Origin of the sequence: Streptomyces sp. HSG2 (assembly GCF_016598575.1) — a bacterium.
Lineage (GTDB): Bacteria > Actinomycetota > Actinomycetes > Streptomycetales > Streptomycetaceae > Streptomyces.
On the sequence record NZ_CP066801.1, the window covers coordinates 1,345,921 to 1,365,486 of the forward strand.

The window sequence follows — 19,566 nt, forward strand, 5'->3', positions numbered from 1 at the left end:
GGGGCCGCCCCGAGGCGTCGCGGGCCGCTCCGTCACCGACCCCTCGACGACCCCGACCCGCACGACGCCCCGGTCGTCGGCGCCCCGCAGGGACAGCCGGGTCGCCCGGGGATTCCGCGGCCCGTCCGGCGGAGGGAGACGGGCGCCCAGGAGAGCGACAGCGCTCCTCCGATCAGGGCCAGGGTGAACCCGATGAGGTACCCGCCGAAGTTGGACACCACGAGGGACACCAGGGCCAGCACGATCGCGGCACCCCCGGCGAACACCCGGACGGCCGGCCGGAACCACATGGTCAGGCCCAACGTGACCAGGAGCACCCCGATGATCAGCGACCCCGCGCCGGCGGGCGTCGCCATGGCGATCGTCAGGTGACCGAGTGTGAGGGCGGTGTACGGGGACCAGGCGATGGGGAGCGCGCCCGACAGGGTGAGGAGACCGGCCCAGAAGGGCCTGCCGCCCCGCCAGTCGCGAAAGCGCTGACGTGGCCGGGTCGGTCGTCCGGTGTTCTGGCGCCGAGTCGGGTCGCTCGACGGGCGACTCGCCGGGTCCGGTGGAGGAACGTCCGGCGCGGCCGAGGCCGTGACGTCGAGGTCCGTGCGAAGGGCCTCGCCGGTCGGGCCGCAAGGGCGGGCGAACCGACGCTCCCCCTGTTCCCGGGCCGGGCGGATGCTCGACCCGGGGGGCGGGGTCACCGGCACTCCGTCGCGGGGTCCCTGCCGAGGCGCGTCGACAGACCGTTCAGCCGGAAGGTCCCGGCGATCGTCGCCCACGCGGTCTGCTCGACGTCGTACAGGTCGGCCGACCCCACCCCGGTGGTGGCGGCGTCGAGCTGAGCCACGTCGATGAACAGGTTCTCGGCGACCACCGGGTCGCGCGCGTCGTCGCCCGCCTCCAGTCGGAGGTAGACGCTCCCCAGGAGCGGCACGTCCACCCGGGCCGACTGACACATCCCGGTGATCGTGGCGTCCTCGAAGGAGGAGATCGCCACCGACACGGCCCTCCGCTCGCCCGCGACGGAGGTCCGGATCGTGTCGACGCCGTCGTACCGGGCCAGGCCGTCACCGCGCAGATGCACGGCGGTGGCCTTGAACCGCTGCCCCGAGACGCTGAACGACGCGGCGAGGGCTCCCTGGGCCAGGCCGACGCAGACCGCGACCGCGGCGGCGAGGCCGGCGACCATCACCACGGCGAACCGATTCCATCTGGTCCCGCCCGGCACCGGGGGCTCCATGCTTCCTCCTTCGGTCGCCCGCCCGCGGGTTCGCGCCCGGTGGGACGGGACAGGCGCGGCGTCTCGGCACGGAAAGCGCCCGCGCACCTCGCACCGGTCGCACACGCGCGACCTCACCTGGGGGAGGATCGCGCCGATGGGTGAACGACCCACCCGGCGCGAAGCGCGATCGCCCTCACTCGCGGGAACCCGGGGTCCGCGGCGCACCGCGACCGCCGTCGTGTGGAGCACCGGGCGTCGCCGATCGTGGTGCATTCCGGCCGCCCGCACAAGAGGTTCGCTACTCGGCGGTAGCCAAGAAAGGGGCAGCGGGGCCGACGACGGCTCGGCGTACCTACGCAGCGTGTCGGTCCGAGCCGGGCCGACTCCGGGGCACATCGGGCAGAATCACACAGAGGATCCGAGCGGAGTCACGGGAAGTAACAGCGGCCGCGATTGCCAAGATTCGGCAAAACGCGGCCGCTTTTCGCCCCTCCGAAGGGTCAGAACAGCGCGCGCGCCAAGGCGCGGCGGGCCGCGATCACCCGGGGGTCCTCCGCTCCCACGACCTCGAACAGCTCCAACAGCCGGACCCGGACGGCGTCCCGCTCCTCGCCCGCCGTGCGCGAGACGGTGTCGATGAGCCGTCCGAAGGCGTCGTCCACGTGACCACCGACCAGATCGAGGTCGGCCGCCGTGATCTGCGCCGCGACGTCGTCCGGACGGTCCGCAGCCTCCTTGCGGACCGCCTGCGGGTCGAGGCCCCGCACCCGCTGGAGCAACTCGGTCTGGGCCAGGCCGAGCTTGGCCTCGGTGTTGCCGGGGTCGTCGGCGAGGACGTTGCGGTAGGCCTGGGCGGCGCCGCCCAGGTCCCCCGCGTCCAACGCCCGCACGGCGGCCTCCAGCGCGGCGTCGTGGGGGCCGGCGGGACGCTCCGCGGCCTCCCCCCCACCCGGGTCGGCGTCGGCGTCGACGGTCAGACCGGTCAGACCGAACCTCTCCTCGGCGACCTGCACCAGCTGGTCCAGCGTCTGCCGGATCTGCGCCTCTCCGGCCGCCCCCTGGAAGAGCGGAAGGGCCTGGCCGGCGACGACCGCGAAGACCGCCGGGATTCCCTGGACGCCGAACTGCTGCATCAGCATCTGGTTGGCGTCGACGTCGATCTTGGCGAGCACGAAACGCCCGGCGTACTCGGCGGCGAGCCGCTCCAGGACCGGACTCAACTGCTTGCACGGCTCGCACCACTCGGCCCAGAAGTCGATGACGACCGGGACCTCCGTGGACCGCTGGAGAACGTCGGTCTCGAAACCCGCCTCGTCGACGTCGATCACGAGGGCGGCGGGCGAGACCGCGCCACCTCCGCCCTGCCGGGCCGCTTCGGCGCGGGCCTGTTCCGCCTTGCTCTTGGCCTCCTGGGCCGCCTTCACCGCGGCGAGGTCGACGGCCCCGCTCATGGACATGTTCCGTGGCTGCATGTGCCCATCCTCCCCTGTCGGGCGCGTGTCCGTGAAAACGGGCCGGGAATGCCCGCCGGCGGGCCGCGACACCGGGAGCGGGCCACCGGGGACCCTCACATCGCCGCCGGGACGCCCCTCGGCGATTCGGACACGCCCGCCGTCCGCCGAGGGCGTGACGCGGGGCTGTTCCGACGCTGGAGGGCGCGGTGGCACCCAGCGCGCGGCGGAGTCGGGGACCCCACCGGAGCTCCGGTGGGGGGCGGGGCACGCCCCGGCCCGGAGCTCCGGCGGGGCGTACCCCCGCCGGAGCCCGGCCGGGGGTGCGGGGTCTCGGGTCAGAAGCCCGCGGGCTCCGTGTAGACCCCCCATTCGTCGCGCAGCGCGTCGCAGATCTCGCCGAGCGTGGCCTCCGCCCGGACCGCCCGCAGCATGGGTTCGATCATGTTGTCGCCCGAGCGGGCCGCCTCGATCATGGCGTCGAGGGCGGAGCGCACCGCGGCGGCGTCCCGGGCGTCCTTGCGCTCGCGCAAGGCCTTCACCTGATCGCGCTCCACCTCGTGGCTGACCCTGAGGATCTCCAGGTCCCCGGTGACGGATCCGGTGTGGGCGTTGACACCGACGACGCGCTTCTCGCCCTTCTCCAACGACTGCTGGTAGCGGAAGGCCGATTCGGCGATCTCGCCGGTGAACCAGCCGTCCTCGATCCCGCGCAGGATGCCCGAGGTCATGGGCCCGATCGGGTGGTGTCCGTCGGGGTGGGCCCGCGCTCCGCGCTCGGTGATCCGCTGGAAGATCTCCTCGGCGTCCGCCTCGATCCGGTCCGTGAGTCGCTCGACGAACCAGGACCCGCCGAGCGGGTCGGCGACGTTGGCGACACCCGTCTCCTCCATGAGGACCTGCTGGGTGCGGAGGGCGATCTCGGCGGCCTGCTCGCTGGGCAGCGCCAGCGTCTCGTCCAGGGCGTTGGTGTGGAGCGAGTTGGTTCCGCCGAGCACCGCCGCCAGGGCCTGCACGGCCGTGCGGACCACGTTGTTGTAGGGCTGCTGCGCGGTCAGCGAGACGCCGGCCGTCTGAGTGTGGAACCGCAACCACTGCGCCTTGTCGCTGGTGGCTCCGTAGACGTCCCGCATCCGGCGCGCCCAGATCCGGCGCGCGGCCCGGAACTTGGCGATTTCCTCGAAGAAGTCCAGGTGGGCGTCGAAGAAGAAGGACAGACCGGGCGCGAAGACGTCCACGTCGAGCCCGCGACTCAACCCCAGCTCCACGTAGCCGAAGCCGTCCGCGAGCGTGTAGGCGAGCTCCTGCGCGGCCGTGGCCCCGGCCTCCCGGATGTGGTACCCGGAGACGGAGAGAGGTTTGTAGGCGGGGACTCCGGCCGCACAGTACTCCATCAGGTCGCCGATCAGGCGCAGGTGCGGCTCGGGCTGGAAGAGCCATTCCTTCTGGGCGATGTACTCCTTGAAGATGTCCGTCTGGAGCGTGCCGTTCAGGACGGCGTGGTCGACGCCCTGCCGCTCGGCGGCGACCAGGTACATGCAGAAGACGGGCACCGCGGGCCCGCTGATCGTCATCGAGGTCGTGACCTCGCCGAGCGGGATGCCCCGGAAGAGCACCTCCATGTCGGCCGCCGAGTCGATGGCGACCCCGCAGTGGCCGACCTCGCCGAGCGAGCGCGGATCGTCGGAGTCCCGACCCATCAGGGTGGGCATGTCGAAGGCCACCGAGAGCCCTCCCCCGCCGTGGCCGAGGATCATCTTGTAGCGCTCGTTGGTCTGCTCGGCGTTCCCGAAGCCGGCGAACTGCCGGATCGTCCAGGTGCGCCCCCGGTATCCGGTCGCGTGCAGGCCCCGGGTGAAGGGGTACTCCCCCGGCCAGCCGATGCGCTCGAACCCCTCGTAGCGGTCCCCGGGCCGTGGCCCGTAGACGGGATCGACGGGATCCCCGGAGAGCGTGGTGAAGTCCGCCTCGCGCTTGCGCGCGGCGTCGTACCGGGCCTGCCAACGGCGGCGGCCCTCCTCGATGGCGTCAGCGTCCATGCCCTCAAATTTACTAGGACGTCCAAGTAAATGTCGATGGGACACCGCCGATCGGGTGGCCGACGCGTCCGGGGCGCCCGCGCGAGGCGCCCCGCGCCGCGCCTGGTCGCGCCCGACGGCGCGGAGTACGGCGGGCTGGGCGCTACGGCGCGGCGACGGCGGAAGTCCGTGTCTCCGGCTCGGCCGCCAGCTCCCTGGTGATGCGACGCTCCACGAAGAAGGCGGCGGCCGGGACGGTGCCGGCGAGCAGCACCCAGAGCTGCTTGGCCACCGGCCACTTCGCCTTGGCCCCCAGGTCGAAGGCGAAGACGAGGTAGACGACGTAGAGCCAGCCGTGCGCGATGCTGACCACACGGGTGAAGTCGGCGGCGCCCTGGACTTCGAGCAGGTACTTGCCGATCATGCCCAGAGTGAGCAGGATCAACAGCACACCGGTGACGTAGGCCATGACCCGGTACCGGGTCAGCACGCTCTTCTTCATGCCCCGAGCCTAGCCACCCCGCCCCGGCGATCTTGCGCGGGGCCGGAGCCCGCACCCCGACCGGCCGGCGAGCCTGGGGAGGGCGCCGGGTGGGGGCACGTCCGGCGGGCGGCTCAGCCCTCGTCGAAGTCGCCCGCCGCGACCCGCAGCGGACGCAGCAGAGCGAAGATCTCGCCGCATTCCTCCGCGTCGTAGGCGCCCAGGCCGAAGTCCATCGCCATCAGGTCGCGCGTGGCGGCGTCCACGACCTCGCGCCCCCGCTCGGTGACCGAGGCCAGCGTGCCGCGCCCGTCGTTCGGGTTGGGGCGTTTGTCGACCAGGCCGGACCGCACCAGGCGGTCGACGGTGTTCGTGACGGACGTGGGGTGCACCATGAGCCGCTCCCCGATCTTGGACATCGGCAGCTCCCCCGCCTTGGAGAAGGTGAGCAGCACCAGCGCCTCGTAGCGGGCGAAGGTCAGACCGTAGGGCTTGACCACCGCGTCGACCTCGGCCAGCAGGATCTGCTGCGCCCGCATGATCGACGTGATCGCCGCCATGGACGGCACGTTCCCCCAGCGCTGCTTCCAGAGCTCGTCGGCGCGGGCGATGGGGTCGAAGGTGAGGTTGAGCGGCTTCGGCACGGCACCAGACCTTACCGGCCGGTCACATGCCGGTCAGCCTCGTCTCGCCCTTCGGTCCTCCGCCACGTCCCCGGTGGACGTCGACCCACGCCCCCCCGGCGTCGGCGACCTCCTCGATCTGGAAGACCGCGGTCCAGCGGTCCTCGTGCAGACAGGCGTTCATCGACTCCACCAAGACCCGGTGCGCGGCGCCCTCCCGCCACCGTCCCACGGCCTCCGCGCCCGCCCACTCGCTGGTGAGAAGCCACCGTTCGGGGTCGTCAAGGCACCGGCAGAGCTCCTCGCCCAGATGGCCCGGGACCCGCTCGGCGCTCTCCCGAACCTCACGGTAGGACCGCAGGAAGTCGGCCTCCCTTCCCGCGCGCACCCGAAGGAGGCGCACCACCCGCACCCTGGCCGGGCTCCCGGTCGCCGTCACGACGGGTCGAGCACCACGGGAAGGGCCGCCAGCCCGCGGAACGCCGGGAAGGGGACCGTCAGCCAGCGCGCCTCCAACGGCGCCGCGGCACGCGCCATCCGGGGGAAGCGCTCGAAGAGCGCCGTGAGCGCCGTGTGCACCTCCAACCGCGCCAACGGCGCACCGACGCAGTAGTGCGGACCGTATCCGAAGGTCAGGTGGGCCGCCTGCGCGTTCGGCCGACGGACGTCGAGGTCGTCGGGGGAGGTGAAGACCTCCGGGTCGCGGTTGGCTCCGGCGATGGCGATCTGTACGAGCGCGCCCTTGGGGATGCGGGTGTCCCGGATGACGAGGTCCTCACGGGCGTAGCGGAAGGTCGCGTTCTCGACGGAGGTCTCGAAGCGGAAGATCTCCTCCACGGCAGCCGCCAGGGTGTCCGCGTCCCGGAGGGCCAGCGCCTTCTGGTCGGGCCGGTCGAGCAGGTGGTGGACGGCGTTGCCGATCTGGTAGGCGGTCGTCTTGTGGCCGGCGAACAGCAGCACCCACGCCGTCGAGACCAGCTCGCTGTCGGTGAGGGAGCCTTCCTGGTCCTTGGCGCTGACCAGGGCGCTCAGCAGTCCGTCGTCGGGCTCGCGGCGCTTGCGCGCGCAGACGTCCACCAGGAAGTCGCGGAGGTTGCCCTCGGCCACCTGAAGCGCCTTGCGCGCCTCGGGGCCGAACCCGGTCTGGGCGACCGTGGCGGACCACTCCTGCGCCTGCCGGCGTTCCTTCTCGGGGATGCCCAACAGTTCGCAGATCACCTGGAGCGGCAGCGGGAAGCAGAACTCCGGGAGCAGATCCACCGGGCCGGAGGCGGGAAGTCGGTCCAGCAGGCTCTCCGTGATCTCCTGGACGCGCGGACGCAGCGCCTCCACCCGCTTGGGGGTGAAGGTGCCCCCGACGATCCTCCTGAGCCGCGTGTGCTTGGGAGGGTCGGAGAAGAGCATGTTGTCGTCAAGCGCCACCGAGGAGTCCCCGAAGATGCGGTGGTAGGCGTCCAGGGCACCGTGCATGTCCTTGCTCAGCCGCGGGTCGGCGAGCGCGGCTCTGGCGTCGTCGTAACGGGTGATCAGGTACGTCTCCACGCCGTGCGGGGGCTTCATGGGGCACACCGGGGCGGTCTCCCGGAGCTTGGCGTACACGGGGTGCGGGTCGGCCCGGAACTCCCGGCCGCAGGACGAGGCCGCGGCGGCGGCCTGCTCGGAGGAGAACGCCTCGGACTCCTCGGGTGCGAACGCTTGCGTCATGGCTGGTCCCCGGGTCGACGTGGATACGGTGGTCGTGCCACGGTTTCCCGGGACGCCGGCCCCCGCAAACAGCACTGGTCCATCCGGGTCGGGTCGTGGCGCGGCGCGTGGCGGACCCGTCCGTCCTGGTAAGCATCGTCTACGTGAGCGGACACGCAGCGGAAAAGGTACCGGTTCTCGTCGTCGGCGGGTCCCTGGTCGGCCTGTCGACGTCGGTCTTCCTGGGGCGGCTGGGCATCGAGCACATGCTCGTCGAGCGGCATGCGGCGACCTCGACGCACCCGCGGGGTCGGGGCAACAACCTTCGCACCATGGAGCTGTTCCGCACGGCGGGGCTGGAGCCCCACATCCGGCGGGCGGCGAGGGTGCTCTCCGGGAACGACGGCATCCTGCAGGTGGACACCCTGACCGGGACCGAGCGTCGCTGGATCATCGGCGACATCTCCGCGGGGGTGGACATCTCCCTGGTCAGCTCCTCGGACTGGTGTCTGTGCAGCCAGAACGACCTGGAGCCGGTGCTCCTGGAACACGCCCGCCGCCAAGGGGCCGACATCCGGTTCGGAGCGGAGCTGGTCTCCTTCGACCAGGACGGGGAGGGGGTGACCGCGCTGGTCCGCCGTCGGGAGACGGGCGAGACCCGTCGAGTGGAGGCCGACTTCCTGGTGGCGGCGGACGGTCCGCGCAGCCCCGTGCGGCAGGCGTTGGGCATCGGCCAGTCGGGTCCGGGGGAACTGTTCCACAACGTCAGCGTCACCTTCCGCAGCAGGGGCCTACAACGCCACGTCGGGGAGAGGCGGTTCGTCGTCTGCTACGTCACCGACCCCCGGGGCGAGGGGGCCCTGTTGCCGGTCGACAACGAGGAACGCTGGGTCATCCACGTGCCCTGGCGCCCGGACGACGGCGAGGTTCTGGAGGACTTCACCGACGAACGGATCGCCAACCACATCCGCGCGGCCGTGGGCGTCGAGGAACTCGACGTCGAGATCACCGGGAAGGCGCCCTGGCACGCTTCCAAGCGAGTGGCCGACCGCTACTCCGTCGGCCGGGTCCTCCTCGCCGGCGACGCTGTGCACGAGATGCCCCCGACCGGGGCGTTCGGCTCCAACACCGGCATCCAGGACGCGCACAACCTCGCGTGGAAACTCGCCGCCGTGCTCCGCGGCTGGGCGGGAACCGGGCTGCTCGACTCCTATGAGCGGGAGCGGCGACCGGTCGCCCTGGCGACCGGGGCCAGGGCCTGCCTGCAGGCCGCGGACGAACAGCACCCGGGCTTCGCCCCCCAGACGGGCCGCAACGACGATCCGGCGGACCTGATGACGGTGGCCCTGTGCTACCGCTACGCCTCCGACGCGGTGGTCGGGGCTCCGCAGGAGCGGCCGGTCCTGCCGGAGTCGTTCCAGTTGGGCGGCGAGCCCGGCAGCCGAGCCCCCCACATGTGGGTGCGGGCCGAGCACGGCAGGATCTCCACCCTTGACCTGTACGAGGACGCCTTCGTCCTGCTCGCCGGATCGGGCGGGCAGAAGTGGAGGACCGCGGTGGAACGGGCGTCGGACAACCTGAACGTCCCGGTCCGCGCCTACCTGGTGGGCACCGGGCCCGACCACGACCTGGTCCCCGATCGGGGGGCCGACTGGGCCGAGTCGCACGGCACGACCGAGGACGGCGCCGTCCTGGTCCGGCCGGACGGGTTCGTGGCCTGGCGGACGGACGCCGCGATGCCCGACGCCGACCGGGTCCTGACGAAGGTGCTGCGGTCCGTGCTCGGCCGCGACTGACACCGGGGGCCGTCCGGGACGAAGACCGGATCCACCGAGGAGGGACCCGATGACCGCAGCGGGACGCGTCGACGTCCACCACCACTTCACCGCTCCGGCCTGGCTGGACTGGGCGGAGGAACGCGGCCTGGTGGATCGCGGGAAGCTGCCCTGGTGGACCCGCTGGGACCGCGACGCCGCACTCGAACTGATGGACAAGACCGGCATCGAGACGGCCGTGATGACCGTGGCGATGCTCGGCCGGTTCCGCGACCGCGACACGCGACGGGAGAGCGCGGCCGTCGCGCTGCGGGCCGCGGCCGACGTCGTCGCCGGCGATCCGGGGCGTTTCGCCTTCTTCACCCCGGTCTTCCTCGACGACCCCGAACTGTCCTCCTGGAGCCTGCGTCACGGCCTGGACGACCTCGGGGCGGTGGGGGTGAGCACCCGCACCAGTGTGGACGGGGTCTTCCTCGGCGACGCGTCCCACGACCGCCTGCTGCGGGAGTTGAACGAGCGACACGCGGTGGTCAGCACGCACCCCATGGAGGTGGCGGCGGGGAAGGACGGCACGGCCGGCCTGCCGGGGACACCGCCTTTCGTCTGCGACTTCCTCATGGACACCACCCGCGCGGCGATCAACCTCATCCGCAACGGAACCCTGGACCGATACCCCCACCTGAGCTTCGTGTTGCCGCACGGCGGCGGGTTCCTCCCCTACATGGCCGCGCGGCTGGAACTGTTCGGCGACCGGATCGAACCCGGTATCGAGCCCGGTCGGGTCCGGGACTACCTGCACCGGTTCTACTTCGACACGGCGGGCCCCATGTCGCCGTCGGCCACACCCACCCTGCTGGCGACGGTCGACCCCGAGCGCATCGTGTTCGGCACGGACTGGCCGCCCACCCCGGCGTGGGTCGTCGCGGACACCGTGGCTCCGGCGTTGGATGCCGACCCGGCGCTGTCGCCTCGACAACTGCGGGCCGTCAACCGTGACAACGCCCTCCGCCTGCTGCCCGCCCTGCCCCGCCCGTCCTAGCCGCCCTCCCCACCCACCGCGCGCGTGCCGCCGCCCGCGACGAGAAGGTCGCGGGCGGCGGCACGAACGCGCGTCGGTTCAGCGGGCGGGGGCCGACTCCCGCCGCCAGTGGTAGAACCGGTCGGCCATCGCGTCCTTCGGTCCGCGCCAGGTCTTCGGGTCGTACGGACTGACGTACGCCTCCAGCCGCTTGCTGACGTCGAGGAACTCCGGGTGGGCGGAGACCCGGGCGATGGCGGGCCCCGGATCCCGTTCGGCCTCGATGAAGTGCATGTAGATGTCGCCGAACCGGAACAGGGAACGCTGGGTCACACCGACGAGGCGCGGCAACTCGCCCCGGTCGGAGTCGGCGAAGACACCGGCGATGTCCGGCGCCGACCCCGGGGCCATCCTGGCGACGATCAGGGCATGATGCATGGGTTCTCCTCGGAAGGCGCCGCTCAGGCGGGGGTGGTGGCGGTCCGCCGCTCCCCCGCGGCCTCCTCGATCCGATCCCGGATCAAGGCGAGTTGGACGGGCGAGTTGCGATTGATGATCTCCGTCATGCCCGCGTCGTCCACCGGGGCGTCGGGCTTCATCGCGAAGTCCTGCCTCCAGTGCATCCGGACACCGGCGGAGGTCTCCTCATACGTCCAGACGATGTTCATGTAGGCGAAGGGGCCGGTCTCGACCCGGCGGGCACGGACGACGAGCGCGTCCCGGTCGGCCACCCGCTCCGACACCCAGCTCCATACCTTGCCGTTCTCGTCCGGATGCATCGTCAGCCGGAAGGTCACGGTGTCGCCCTCCCTGCGCAGCACCTCGCAGGAGGCGTACTCGCTGAACAGGCTCGGCCAACGGGCCAGGTCGTTGGTCATCTCCCAGACGAGGTCGAGAGGGGCGGCGATGGTGATCTCGTTCTCGGTGTGTCCCGCCATGTCAGGCTCCCGTCGTGAGCGCGCCGTTGACCATGTCCAGGAAGTCGCGGGGCGTGCGGCACCGCTCGGCGTCCGTCGGCAACGGCCGTCCGTGCTTGTTCTCCAACTCCCCCACGATGCCCAGGAGCCCGAGCGAGTCCAGGCCGAACTCGCCGAACGGGGCGGCCTCGCGACGCGCCAGCTCCTGCGCGTCGACGACCACCCCAGCGGACTTCTTCATCAGCTCGGCCAGATCCTCGACCGTCAAGCGGGTCACTTCGGTACTCATGCGCGTTCTCCTTCGTCGTACGGGTCGGCGTGCCGGACGGCGTGCCGGATCATGAGCGGCGCAGCAGGAGCGCCGCGTGGGAACCCATGAGTCCCCGGCTGAGGACCAGGGCCGTGCGCGGCTCGGCGACACGCGCGGAGCCGGTCACCAGATCGATGTCGTGACAGACGTCGAAGACGTTCGGGGTGGGCGGGATCTGTCCGTGCTCCATGGACTGGACCGCCGCCACCACGTCCAACAGGGGCGCCCCGCAGTAGGAGCGCCCGATGCCGGTCTTGGGAGCGGTGACGGGAACCCGGGCACCGTGCCCTCCGAGGGCGTCCACCAGTGCACCGGCCTCGGCGGCGTCCGCCTCCGGGGTGCCCAGGGCGTCCGCGAAGACCACGTCGACCTCTTCCGGTGCGCATCCCGCCTCGGTCAGCGCGCCCCGGATCGCCGCCGCCAGCCCCTCCCTGGAGCGGTCCCAGCGCCCAGCGCCGCTGAACGTGGCGGCGTGCCCCGCCACGACGGCGCGGACGTCGGCACCCCGGCGTCGGGCGCGGTTCTCGTCCTCGACCACCAGGACGGCACCACCCTCGGCGGGGACGAACCCGCGGGCCGCCGCGGTGAACGGCCGGTAGGCGCGCGCCGGGTCGTCCTCGGTGCTCAGTTCGGGGTATCCGAGCTGACACACCCCCGAGTAGGGGGCGAGCGGCGCCTCGGCCGCCCCCGCCACCACGACGTCCGTGCCCCGCCGCACGACCCGTTCGGCGTGGGCGACGGCGTCGAGGCCGCCCGCCTCGTCGCTGGCCACCACACCGCAGGGTCCCTTGAAACCGCCGCGGATGGAGATCTGGCCCGTGCTGGCCGCGTAGAACCACGCGATCGACTGGTACGGACCGACGAAACGGGACCCCTGGCCCCACAGCTTCTGGAGCTCGCGCTGGCCGAACTCGCCGCCGCCGGAGCCGGCGGCGGTGACCACGCCCACCGAGTAGGGCGACTCGGCCGCCTCGCCGGCGAGCCCCGCGTTCTGCAGGGCCGCGTCGGCGGCGACGAGCGCGAAGTGGCTGAAGCGGTCGGTCTGGACGAGGAACGTGCTCTCCACGAGAGCGCCGGGGTCGAAGCCGCGAACCTCGCCGGCGACCCGGAGCGGCAGCTCCTGGCAGCCCGCCCGGGTGATCCGGTCCAGTACGCTCGTGCCCTCCTTGACCGACTTCCAGTAGGTCTCGGCGTCCAGTCCGTTGGGCGCCACCACACCGATCCCGGTGATCACGCCGCGGCGGGTCTCCCGGTCGCTCATCGCTTCCTCCCGCCGGGCCCCGTCAGCAGCACCGCGGACTGGAACCCGCCGAAACCGCTCCCCACGGAGAGCACGGTGTCGAGCCTGCGCGGGCGGGCCGTGCGGGGCACGTAGTCCAGGTCGCACTCGGGGTCCGGTGTCTCGTAGTTGGCCGTCGGCGGGACCACTTGGCGAGCCAGCGCGAGCACGCAGGCGACCACCTCGATGGCGCCGATGGCCCCCAGCGAGTGGCCCACCATGGACTTGATCGAACTCATGGGAATGTCGTAGGCGTGCGACCCCAGGGAGCGTTTGACGGCGGCGGTCTCGTGTCGGTCGTTCTGCCGGGTTCCCGAGCCGTGCGCGTTGACGTAGTCGACGTCCTTCGGGTCTAGGCGGGCGTGCGCCAGGGCGTCGTCGACGGCCCGGGCCATCTCCAGGCCCTCGCTGGTCAGTCCGGTCATGTGATAGGCGTTGCCGTAGGTGGCGTAGCCGCTGATCTCGCAGTAGACGTGCGCTCCCCGAGCCCGCGCGTGTCGCAGTTCCTCCAGCACCAGCACGGCCGCGCCCTCGCCCATGACGAAGCCGTCCCGGTCGAGGTCGAAGGGGCGGGAGGCGTGCGCGGGATCGTCGTTGTGGGGGGAGGTGGCCTTGATGGCGTCGAAGCAGGCCATGGTGATCGGGGAGATCGGGGAGTCGGACGCGCCCGCTATGCAGACGTCGGCGCGCCCCTCCTCGATGGTGTGCAGGGCGTATCCCACGGCGTCCAGCCCCGACGTGCAGCCGGTGGAGACGGTCTGGACCGGTCCGCGGGCGCCGAACCACTCCGCCACCTCGGACGCCAGCGTGCTCGGGGAGAACGCGCGGTGGAGCTGGGGCCGCGCGGCCTCGTGGTCCACGTCCCAGCGCCGGCCGCCCTCACTGACCAGGACGTAGTCGTGTTCCAGGCGGGTCGTTCCGCCGACCGCGCTGCCCAGCGACACCGCCACCCGCCAGGGGTCCTGAGCCGCCGGGTCGACGCCACTGTCGTCGACAGCCTCCGCCGCCGCGGCGAGTGCGAACTGTATGTAGCGGTCGCAGCTCGCCACGGTCCGCGGTGTCAGCCCGTGCGCCAGAGGGTCGAAGTCGCACTCCGCGGCGATCCGGGACCGCAGCCCCTCGGGGTCGAAGAGGGTGATCCCGCGGGTCGCGGTGCGCCCCTCGGAGAGGAGGTCCCAGAAGGCGGGCACCCCGATCCCGCCGGGGGCGACGACACCGATCCCGGTGACCGCCACGCGCCGGGTCACGACAGGACCCCTGGCCGGTCGGATCGCGCACCCTCCTCCTGGACGCGGGGGTAGGGCTTGTGGTCGGCGCCGCCCGGGACCGCCTCGGTGTCCACGTGTCCGAGTTTGGGGTCGGGCGCGAGCGGCCCCAGGTGGAAGACCATGCGGGCCTCCTCGTCGCCCACGTTGCGGAAGCGGTGCCGCATGTCGATGGGGATCATGAGGCCTTGGTCGGCTCGGAGGGGAAGGGTCTCACCGTCGAGGTCCACCTCCATGCGGCCCTCGATGACGTACACGAACTCCTCGGAGTACGGGTGGTAGTGCTCGCTGATCCGTTCGCCGGGGCGGATGATGGCGACGCCCATGAACCCGCTCGTGGAGCCCACCGTGACCGGTGTCAGCAGGGTCCGCAGGTCGCCGCCGCGCTTGCGGTTGGGCTCGGCGTCGTCGAGGTCCACGATGCGCGGGCGCATCTTGTCCATGGTCGTCTCCTGGTGGTCCGTGGGGGAGGTGAGTGGGGGGAGCGGCGCGTTCAGTACGGTGCGGCGACGCGGTCGGTGATCAGTGACATCCCGGCGTGGGCCAGCAGCCGGTTCACCCCGCGTGCCCCGGGCGGGGCCGTCTCCACGCCCAGGGCCGCGCGGTCGAGCAACCGGGTCAGCACGGCGGCCTTCCGAGGCCCTCGGACACCCAGCGCGGCGACCGGGTCGGCCTCGGGGTCCCCGACCACGTCGATCAGCCGGACGACGGTGTCCTCGCGTTGGAAGACCGTGCCGCGGAAGACCGGGTCGGCGGGGTCCGCCGCCGCGATCTCGTCCTGCCTGGCGAGCAGCCGCGCCAGCGCCGTCCCGCAACCCGGCCGGGCCGGGTAGTGCAGCGCGTGGCGGGTCAGTCCGGCCGGTTCCGGTCCGCCGCGGGCCACGTGGTGCACCGGCGGCATGGCGGCGCGCGCGAAGAAGTCGCGTGCGGAGTCCGGGTCGGTGAGGTCGCGGTGGCGTTCGAGATAGGGGTTGATCGCCTCCTCGACGGCCCGCACCTCGGGCCGGCGCGAGACGTGGCGCAGCGCCTTCGTCAGGTCGCCCTCCACCTCGACGGTCCGCACGACCCGGTTGCCGTGCATGAACAGGGTGGTGCGGCGCAGTCTGGTGCTCTCGTCGACACGGGCCTCCGGCGGCGCGTAGCCGGCCAGGATCTCCGCGACCTTGGACTCGGAGCCGGGCGTGACCGTGAAGGTCAGGGCGTGTCGGACGACTCCGTCGCCGACCCGGACGGCCGTCTGGAGTCCGCCGGTCTCCGTGTGGGCGACGCCGGTCTCGCGGACGACGCCGTAGCGCGTCGCCCGCAGGTCCCGGACGCACTCCCGCAACGGCCCGACGGTCTCCAGGTGTTCCTCGCTGTTGACCCAGGCGAGGTAGGGCGGTGCGGCGACCCACTCACTGGTGATGAGCCACTGTCGGGGATCGTCGGCGGACTGGCACAGCTGGTCGCCGAGGTGGCCGGGGACCGACGCGACCTGACCGCGCATCCGCTCGTACGCGTCCAGGAACTTATGCTCGGTGCCTTCGTGGAGGTCGACGACGAGGAGGACGCGCACCCTGGACCCGTCGAACGCGGACTGGCAGATGGCGGGCGAAGTGGTCATCCGGCGGACCCTTCCTTCGCGGAGGCTGACGGCCGCCGCCCGAGTCCCGCTGCGCGGACACGGGTTCCGGCCCTGTGCCCTCATCGTGGGTCAGCACCTCGGGGTCCGCGAGCCGCGCGAGCCAAAGGGGGGAGGGCTCGCGAGGTGGTCGCCGGCCCCGGCCGCGACGGCGGCCGAAGGGCCCGCCCTCGGCGCCCCGGCGCCGCCGGACGCGGGGCGCGCCGCCGGCTCCCCGGGCCTGGGGACCGAGGAGATCCCCGGGGAGCCGGCGTCCGATCGGCGGGGAGGGTCTCAGTCGGCTCTACCGTCTTGATCGGGTTGATCGAGCCATTCGTAGGGTTGGGTCGCCCAGGGGTGCCGGGTGTGGCTATCGGTCGGCTGCGAGGAGGCGTTCCACCGTCTCCACCTTGGTCCGCAGCCCGTCCGTGACGCCGGGGCGGATGTCGGCCTTCAGAACCAGGGAGACCCGGGGTGCCCGGGCCTCGACCGCGGCGACGGCCCGGCGCACGACGTCCATGACCTCGTCCCAGGAATCGCCCTCCACGGAGGTGAACATGGCGTCCGTGCGGTGGGGCAGACCGGACTCGCGGACCACCCGTACGGCCTCCGCCACGTACTCCCCCACCTCTTCGCCGACGCCCAGCGGCGTCACGGAGAAGGCGACGATCACGCGCCCACCACCTTCTCCCGCCCCGGCCGGGCGGCGACGACGGCCGCCTCGGCCTCGCGGCGCAGCCGTCGGTCGGCGTAGAAGCCGCCCGCCGGCAGGAGCGAGAGGACGAAGTACCCGGCGGCGGTCGGCAGCGACCACTTGGCACGGTTCCAGGCGTCCGCCCAGAAGAGCACGTAGAGCACGAAGAGCAGGCCGTGCACCATGCCCATCACCGGCACCGCGTCGAACTCGGTGGTGCGGCGGAGCACCGAGCAGACGAGGAGCAGCAGGAAGGAGATCGCCTCGGGCGCCGAGACCAGGCGGAGTCGGCGGAGGGAGCTTGCGGTCTTGAGGTCCACGCGGGCACCTTCGGTGAGAGTCGAGATCTTCTTGTGAACGCGCGCACAAGCGCCCCGTCATTGTGGCAAACACCTCGACGCGCCGGGCGCGGGGGTCGGCAGGCCCTGTCGGGACGGCGTCGCGGCGGATACCTTTCGCTGCGTGGCGATGTTCCGACTTCAGAACAGCAAGGTGCTCGCCGTCGAGATGGCCGGGGATTCCGTGAGAGCGAAGAACGGCTCGATGGTGGCGTACGACGGCGAGATGGACTTCAAGAAGCTGACCGGGGGCGGTGACGGGATCCGCGGCATGGTGACCCGCCGACTGACGGGCGAGCAGATGACGGTCATGGAGGTGAAGGGGAGCGGGACCTGCTGGTTCGCCGACCGGGCGACGGAGATCACCGTGGTGACGCTGGGAGGCGAGAAGCTGTGCGTCGAGGCGGGCAACCTGCTCGCGACGGACGGAGGGCTCCGTACCGGCACCGAGTTCACCGGGCTGCGGGGCGCCTCCCAGGGCAACGGCCTGTTCACCACGACCGTGGAGGGCCGGGGGCAGGTGGCGATCACCTCCGACGGCCCGGCGGTGGTCCTGCGGGTGAGCGACGCCTACCCGCTGACCGTCGACCCGGGCGCGTACGTGGCGCACCAGGGGAGATTGCGGCAGTCCTTCCAGTCGGGCGTGACGTTCCGCACCGTGCTGGGCGAGGGCGGCGGCGAGGCCTTCCAGATCCGCTTCGAGGGCGAGGGCCTGGTGTACGTGCAGCCGAGCGAGCGGCTGACCCCGGCGGGAGACGTGTGAGATGGCCTTCCGAGAGATCAATTCGAAGATGGTGGAAGCGACCGTCGCGCCGGACCGGCGCCTGTTCAGCCAGCGCGGCGCGATGCTGGCCTACACCGGTGAGGTGTCCTTCACCCCGTCCGTGACAGGCGGCCAGGGGGGTCTGATGTCGATGATCGGACGTCGGGTGGCCGACGAGGACACCCCGCTGATGACCGTGGAGGGATCGGGCACCGTGCTCTTCGGGCACGGCGGCCACCATGTACAGGTGATCGAGTTGTCCGGCGACACCCTGTACGTCGAGGCGGATCGCCTGCTGGCCTTCGAGGGGACGCTGGAGCAGGGCACGGTGTTCCTGGGCTCGCAGGGCGGCGTCATGGGCATGGTGCGCGGCCAGGTCAGCGGCCAGGGGCTCTTCACGACCCGCCTGAGGGGCCGCGGTTCGGTGGCGGTGATGGCCCACGGTGGCGTCTTCGAGGTCCCGATCACACCGGGCCGACCGGTCCACGTCGACCCGCAGGCCTACGTCGCCCACCACGGCGACGTGCGCAACCGGCTCTCCACGGCTCTGGGTTGGCGCGACATGGTGGGCCGGGGATCGGGTGAGGCATTCCAACTGGAACTCAGCGGCGACGGGGCGGTCTACGTCCAGGCCTCGGAGGAGAAGCTTTGACATCCTCCCCGCCCTAAAGGACGGGGATTCCTGGCTCACGTTGGCTGGGGACCAGCGGTCCGCCGGCTCTTACACGATCGACACCAGCCGGGTTGAGACCAGCCCGGATGAGCATCACGCGGGCGGAGTTCTTGTCCCTGGGGGATACGACTGCGCACGCGGTGCAGGTGTAGGTACGTTCGGAAAGAGGAAGTGCGTGCTTGGTTCTCGCTCCGCACGCCGCGCAGTCCATCGTGGTGTGTGCGGGATGCACGAGATGGATGTCCCGTGCGTGTTTGCGGCCCATCTCGATCAGGGCCGTCTTGGTGACGCCGATCGCCGCGTCGGCGGCTTTGCGGGCCACGGTGGTCTCGGCGAGGAACTTCGGGCGGAAGTCCTCGACGGCGATCGCGTCGTGGTCGCGGACCACGGACTTGGCCCACTTACGGGCGGTGTCCTGGCGTTGCCGGGCCACCTTCTTGTGCACCTTCGCGGTCTGCCGCCGCGCCTGCCGGTAGCCGTTGGAGGCCGCCTGCCCGCGCGCGGGGCGGCGGCGGGCCGTCATCCGCTGGTAGTGGGCGAGGCGCCGCGCGGCTTTCTCGCCGTGTTCGGCGTGGGGGAGGTCGTGGGCGTCGGACGTGGTGGTGGCGGTCTCCCCGACGCCCCAGTCCACGCCGAGCACCCGGCCCGTTGCCGGGAGCGGCCGCACCTGGGTCGCGACGACGAACGACGCGTACCAGTGCCCCAAGGAGTCCTGGTGGACACGCACCGAGGTGGGTGCGGCCGGGAGATCGCGGGACCAGACGACCGTCAGGACGATGCCGCCCGCCACGTGCAGGCGGCCGTCCTTGAGGCGGAAGCCGCGCTGCGTGTAGTTCAGCGTGGGCAGCGCGTCCCGCTTCCGCTTGATACGGGGCATCCCGGCACGCTGCCGCATCGGCAGCTTCGCCTTGATGTCCTTGAGTGCCTTTGTGCGGGACTTGGCGAAATCGCGGATGGTCTGCTGCTGCGGCACCGACGCGCCCTCACGCAGCCACGACATGGCGTTGCGGGCCTCGGTCAGCATCTTGTCCAGCTGCGCCGGACCGCACGTCACCTTGTCGTCCGGGTTGGCGCGGTTCCCGGCGTGGACCTTGCGGGACACGGCCACGCACTCGTTCCACACCCACCGGCAGCGCGCCCACTCGGCCGCCAGACCAGCGCGGGCGGTCGACGACACACGAAGCCGGTAGGTGTACCGGGCATGCCCGGCATCCCTCTGCCGCACCCCTGGCGTCGTCATGGCATTATCGTAGCATGGAACCTGAGAAGCGGATCTCTCTCCGCCTGCCCGCTGACCCGCATGAACGCCTCGTCGAGAAGGCCCGGACCGACCGACGGTCCCTCAACTCCGAGATCGTCCACCTACTTGAGGCCGCCCTCGACCCGGTGGGTGGAGACAACCAATCGCCCTGACGGCGATTGCTCTATTCCGTGCCCCGCTACGCGGGAGCTTCGATTCCTCCCC

At 71.9% G+C, this 19,566-nt stretch carries 23 protein-coding genes; 5 read left to right on the forward strand and 18 right to left on the reverse strand.

What is annotated here, in order from left to right; translation table 11 throughout:
• Nucleotides 1-32: 32 nt before the first annotated feature.
• The 8 genes from JEK78_RS23220 to JEK78_RS05370 form a co-directional block, all read right to left on the reverse strand.
• Complete coding sequence (locus tag JEK78_RS23220) at nt 33-692, reverse strand: DUF6114 domain-containing protein (protein ID WP_242483273.1); 660 nt, start codon at nt 690-692, stop codon at nt 33-35.
• On the reverse strand, nt 689-1,231 hold the full coding sequence (locus JEK78_RS05340; RefSeq protein ID WP_200262953.1) for a DUF6230 family protein: 543 nt from the start codon (nt 1,229-1,231) through the stop codon (nt 689-691). The genes JEK78_RS23220 and JEK78_RS05340 overlap by 4 nt, the downstream gene beginning before the upstream one ends.
• Nucleotides 1,232-1,713: 482 nt before the next feature.
• Complete coding sequence (locus JEK78_RS05345) at nt 1,714-2,685, reverse strand: tetratricopeptide repeat protein (protein WP_200262954.1); 972 nt, start codon at nt 2,683-2,685, stop codon at nt 1,714-1,716.
• 317 nt (nt 2,686-3,002) lie between these two features.
• Nucleotides 3,003-4,703, reverse strand: coding sequence for a methylmalonyl-CoA mutase family protein (locus JEK78_RS05350; RefSeq protein ID WP_200262955.1), 1,701 nt, complete (start codon nt 4,701-4,703; stop codon nt 3,003-3,005).
• Between the two features lie 142 nt (nt 4,704-4,845).
• Nucleotides 4,846-5,184 (reverse strand): DUF3817 domain-containing protein, encoded by a 339-nt coding sequence (locus tag JEK78_RS05355; RefSeq protein ID WP_200262956.1) that lies wholly within the window; start codon nt 5,182-5,184, stop codon nt 4,846-4,848.
• A gap of 113 nt (nt 5,185-5,297) precedes the next feature.
• Nucleotides 5,298-5,807, reverse strand: coding sequence for a MarR family transcriptional regulator (locus tag JEK78_RS05360; RefSeq protein WP_200262957.1), 510 nt, complete (start codon nt 5,805-5,807; stop codon nt 5,298-5,300).
• A gap of 22 nt (nt 5,808-5,829) precedes the next feature.
• Nucleotides 5,830-6,225, reverse strand: coding sequence for an antibiotic biosynthesis monooxygenase family protein (locus tag JEK78_RS05365; protein WP_242483274.1), 396 nt, complete (start codon nt 6,223-6,225; stop codon nt 5,830-5,832).
• Complete coding sequence (locus JEK78_RS05370; protein WP_200262958.1) at nt 6,222-7,490, reverse strand: cytochrome P450; 1,269 nt, start codon at nt 7,488-7,490, stop codon at nt 6,222-6,224. The genes JEK78_RS05365 and JEK78_RS05370 overlap by 4 nt, the downstream gene beginning before the upstream one ends.
• Before the next feature lie 143 nt (nt 7,491-7,633).
• Here JEK78_RS05370 and JEK78_RS05375 point away from each other — a divergent pair, with 143 nt between their 5' ends.
• Together JEK78_RS05375 and JEK78_RS05380 are read left to right on the forward strand one after the other, a co-directional pair.
• Nucleotides 7,634-9,265: an FAD-dependent monooxygenase gene (locus tag JEK78_RS05375; RefSeq protein ID WP_200262959.1), complete on the forward strand. Its 1,632-nt coding sequence runs from the start codon at nt 7,634-7,636 to the stop codon at nt 9,263-9,265.
• Nucleotides 9,266-9,314: 49 nt separating this feature from the next.
• Nucleotides 9,315-10,283 carry an amidohydrolase family protein gene (locus tag JEK78_RS05380; protein WP_200262960.1) on the forward strand — a complete coding sequence of 323 codons (969 nt, stop codon included), beginning with the start codon at nt 9,315-9,317 and terminating at the stop codon, nt 10,281-10,283.
• A gap of 78 nt (nt 10,284-10,361) precedes the next feature.
• Here the strand turns inward: JEK78_RS05380 and JEK78_RS05385 are convergent, their stop codons facing one another.
• From JEK78_RS05385 to JEK78_RS05425, 9 genes are all read right to left on the reverse strand, one after another.
• The gene (locus JEK78_RS05385) at nt 10,362-10,700 is read right to left on the reverse strand and encodes a TcmI family type II polyketide cyclase (protein ID WP_200262961.1); all 339 of its coding nucleotides are present in this window, start codon (nt 10,698-10,700) and stop codon (nt 10,362-10,364) included.
• 23 nt (nt 10,701-10,723) lie between these two features.
• Nucleotides 10,724-11,200 (reverse strand): SRPBCC family protein, encoded by a 477-nt coding sequence (locus JEK78_RS05390; protein ID WP_200262962.1) that lies wholly within the window; start codon nt 11,198-11,200, stop codon nt 10,724-10,726.
• 1 nt (nt 11,201) lies between these two features.
• The gene (locus JEK78_RS05395) at nt 11,202-11,468 is read right to left on the reverse strand and encodes an acyl carrier protein (RefSeq protein ID WP_200262963.1); all 267 of its coding nucleotides are present in this window, start codon (nt 11,466-11,468) and stop codon (nt 11,202-11,204) included.
• A gap of 49 nt (nt 11,469-11,517) precedes the next feature.
• A complete protein-coding gene (locus tag JEK78_RS05400; RefSeq protein ID WP_200262964.1) occupies nt 11,518-12,750 on the reverse strand; it encodes a ketosynthase chain-length factor in 1,233 nt (410 codons plus the stop codon).
• Nucleotides 12,747-14,015, reverse strand: a complete 1,269-nt coding sequence (locus tag JEK78_RS05405; protein WP_200262965.1) for a beta-ketoacyl-[acyl-carrier-protein] synthase family protein — start codon at nt 14,013-14,015, stop codon at nt 12,747-12,749. The genes JEK78_RS05400 and JEK78_RS05405 overlap by 4 nt, the downstream gene beginning before the upstream one ends.
• Nucleotides 14,012-14,476, reverse strand: a complete 465-nt coding sequence (locus JEK78_RS05410; RefSeq protein WP_200262966.1) for a cupin domain-containing protein — start codon at nt 14,474-14,476, stop codon at nt 14,012-14,014. Before JEK78_RS05410 ends, JEK78_RS05405 begins: the two co-directional genes overlap by 4 nt.
• A 50-nt stretch (nt 14,477-14,526) precedes the next feature.
• On the reverse strand, nt 14,527-15,636 hold the full coding sequence (locus tag JEK78_RS05415) for a SchA/CurD-like domain-containing protein (RefSeq protein WP_200262967.1): 1,110 nt from the start codon (nt 15,634-15,636) through the stop codon (nt 14,527-14,529).
• Between the two features lie 367 nt (nt 15,637-16,003).
• Nucleotides 16,004-16,306 carry an MTH1187 family thiamine-binding protein gene (locus JEK78_RS05420; RefSeq protein WP_200262968.1) on the reverse strand — a complete coding sequence of 101 codons (303 nt, stop codon included), beginning with the start codon at nt 16,304-16,306 and terminating at the stop codon, nt 16,004-16,006.
• Entirely contained in the window at nt 16,303-16,647 is a 345-nt protein-coding gene (locus JEK78_RS05425) for a DUF3817 domain-containing protein (protein WP_200262969.1), read from the reverse strand. The genes JEK78_RS05420 and JEK78_RS05425 overlap by 4 nt, the downstream gene beginning before the upstream one ends.
• Nucleotides 16,648-16,795: 148 nt before the next feature.
• Between JEK78_RS05425 and JEK78_RS05430 the strand changes: the two genes are divergently transcribed.
• Together JEK78_RS05430 and JEK78_RS05435 are read left to right on the forward strand one after the other, a co-directional pair.
• Complete coding sequence (locus JEK78_RS05430) at nt 16,796-17,428, forward strand: AIM24 family protein (protein WP_200264002.1); 633 nt, start codon at nt 16,796-16,798, stop codon at nt 17,426-17,428.
• Nucleotide 17,429: 1 nt separating this feature from the next.
• Nucleotides 17,430-18,080 carry an AIM24 family protein gene (locus JEK78_RS05435; protein WP_200262970.1) on the forward strand — a complete coding sequence of 217 codons (651 nt, stop codon included), beginning with the start codon at nt 17,430-17,432 and terminating at the stop codon, nt 18,078-18,080.
• Nucleotides 18,081-18,093: 13 nt separating this feature from the next.
• On the opposite strand, the gene JEK78_RS05440 is transcribed toward JEK78_RS05435, so the two are convergent.
• Nucleotides 18,094-19,341: an RNA-guided endonuclease TnpB family protein gene (locus tag JEK78_RS05440; RefSeq protein ID WP_200262971.1), complete on the reverse strand. Its 1,248-nt coding sequence runs from the start codon at nt 19,339-19,341 to the stop codon at nt 18,094-18,096.
• 14 nt (nt 19,342-19,355) lie between these two features.
• Here JEK78_RS05440 and JEK78_RS05445 point away from each other — a divergent pair, with 14 nt between their 5' ends.
• Nucleotides 19,356-19,514 carry an Arc family DNA-binding protein gene (locus tag JEK78_RS05445; protein WP_200262972.1) on the forward strand — a complete coding sequence of 53 codons (159 nt, stop codon included), beginning with the start codon at nt 19,356-19,358 and terminating at the stop codon, nt 19,512-19,514.
• Nucleotides 19,515-19,566: the final 52 nt, after the last annotated feature.

Bases quoted from the DNA above. Each gene is read 5' to 3' on its own strand.
- JEK78_RS05340 (WP_200262953.1), bottom strand. From the start codon at position 1,231: ATGGAGCCCCCGGTGCCGGGCGGGACCAGATGGAATCGGTTCGCCGTG.
- JEK78_RS05345 (WP_200262954.1), bottom strand. From the start codon at position 2,685: ATGCAGCCACGGAACATGTCCATGAGCGGGGCCGTCGACCTCGCCGCG.
- JEK78_RS05350 (WP_200262955.1), bottom strand. From the start codon at position 4,703: ATGGACGCTGACGCCATCGAGGAGGGCCGCCGCCGTTGGCAGGCCCGG.
- JEK78_RS05355 (WP_200262956.1), bottom strand. From the start codon at position 5,184: ATGAAGAAGAGCGTGCTGACCCGGTACCGGGTCATGGCCTACGTCACC.
- JEK78_RS05370 (WP_200262958.1), bottom strand. From the start codon at position 7,490: ATGACGCAAGCGTTCGCACCCGAGGAGTCCGAGGCGTTCTCCTCCGAG.
- JEK78_RS05380 (WP_200262960.1), top strand. From the start codon at position 9,315: ATGACCGCAGCGGGACGCGTCGACGTCCACCACCACTTCACCGCTCCG.
- JEK78_RS05385 (WP_200262961.1), bottom strand. From the start codon at position 10,700: ATGCATCATGCCCTGATCGTCGCCAGGATGGCCCCGGGGTCGGCGCCG.
- JEK78_RS05390 (WP_200262962.1), bottom strand. From the start codon at position 11,200: ATGGCGGGACACACCGAGAACGAGATCACCATCGCCGCCCCTCTCGAC.
- JEK78_RS05395 (WP_200262963.1), bottom strand. From the start codon at position 11,468: ATGAGTACCGAAGTGACCCGCTTGACGGTCGAGGATCTGGCCGAGCTG.
- JEK78_RS05400 (WP_200262964.1), bottom strand. From the start codon at position 12,750: ATGAGCGACCGGGAGACCCGCCGCGGCGTGATCACCGGGATCGGTGTG.
- JEK78_RS05410 (WP_200262966.1), bottom strand. From the start codon at position 14,476: ATGGACAAGATGCGCCCGCGCATCGTGGACCTCGACGACGCCGAGCCC.
- JEK78_RS05415 (WP_200262967.1), bottom strand. From the start codon at position 15,636: ATGACCACTTCGCCCGCCATCTGCCAGTCCGCGTTCGACGGGTCCAGG.
- JEK78_RS05430 (WP_200264002.1), top strand. From the start codon at position 16,796: ATGTTCCGACTTCAGAACAGCAAGGTGCTCGCCGTCGAGATGGCCGGG.
- JEK78_RS05435 (WP_200262970.1), top strand. From the start codon at position 17,430: ATGGCCTTCCGAGAGATCAATTCGAAGATGGTGGAAGCGACCGTCGCG.
- JEK78_RS05440 (WP_200262971.1), bottom strand. From the start codon at position 19,341: ATGACGACGCCAGGGGTGCGGCAGAGGGATGCCGGGCATGCCCGGTAC.
- JEK78_RS05445 (WP_200262972.1), top strand. From the start codon at position 19,356: ATGGAACCTGAGAAGCGGATCTCTCTCCGCCTGCCCGCTGACCCGCAT.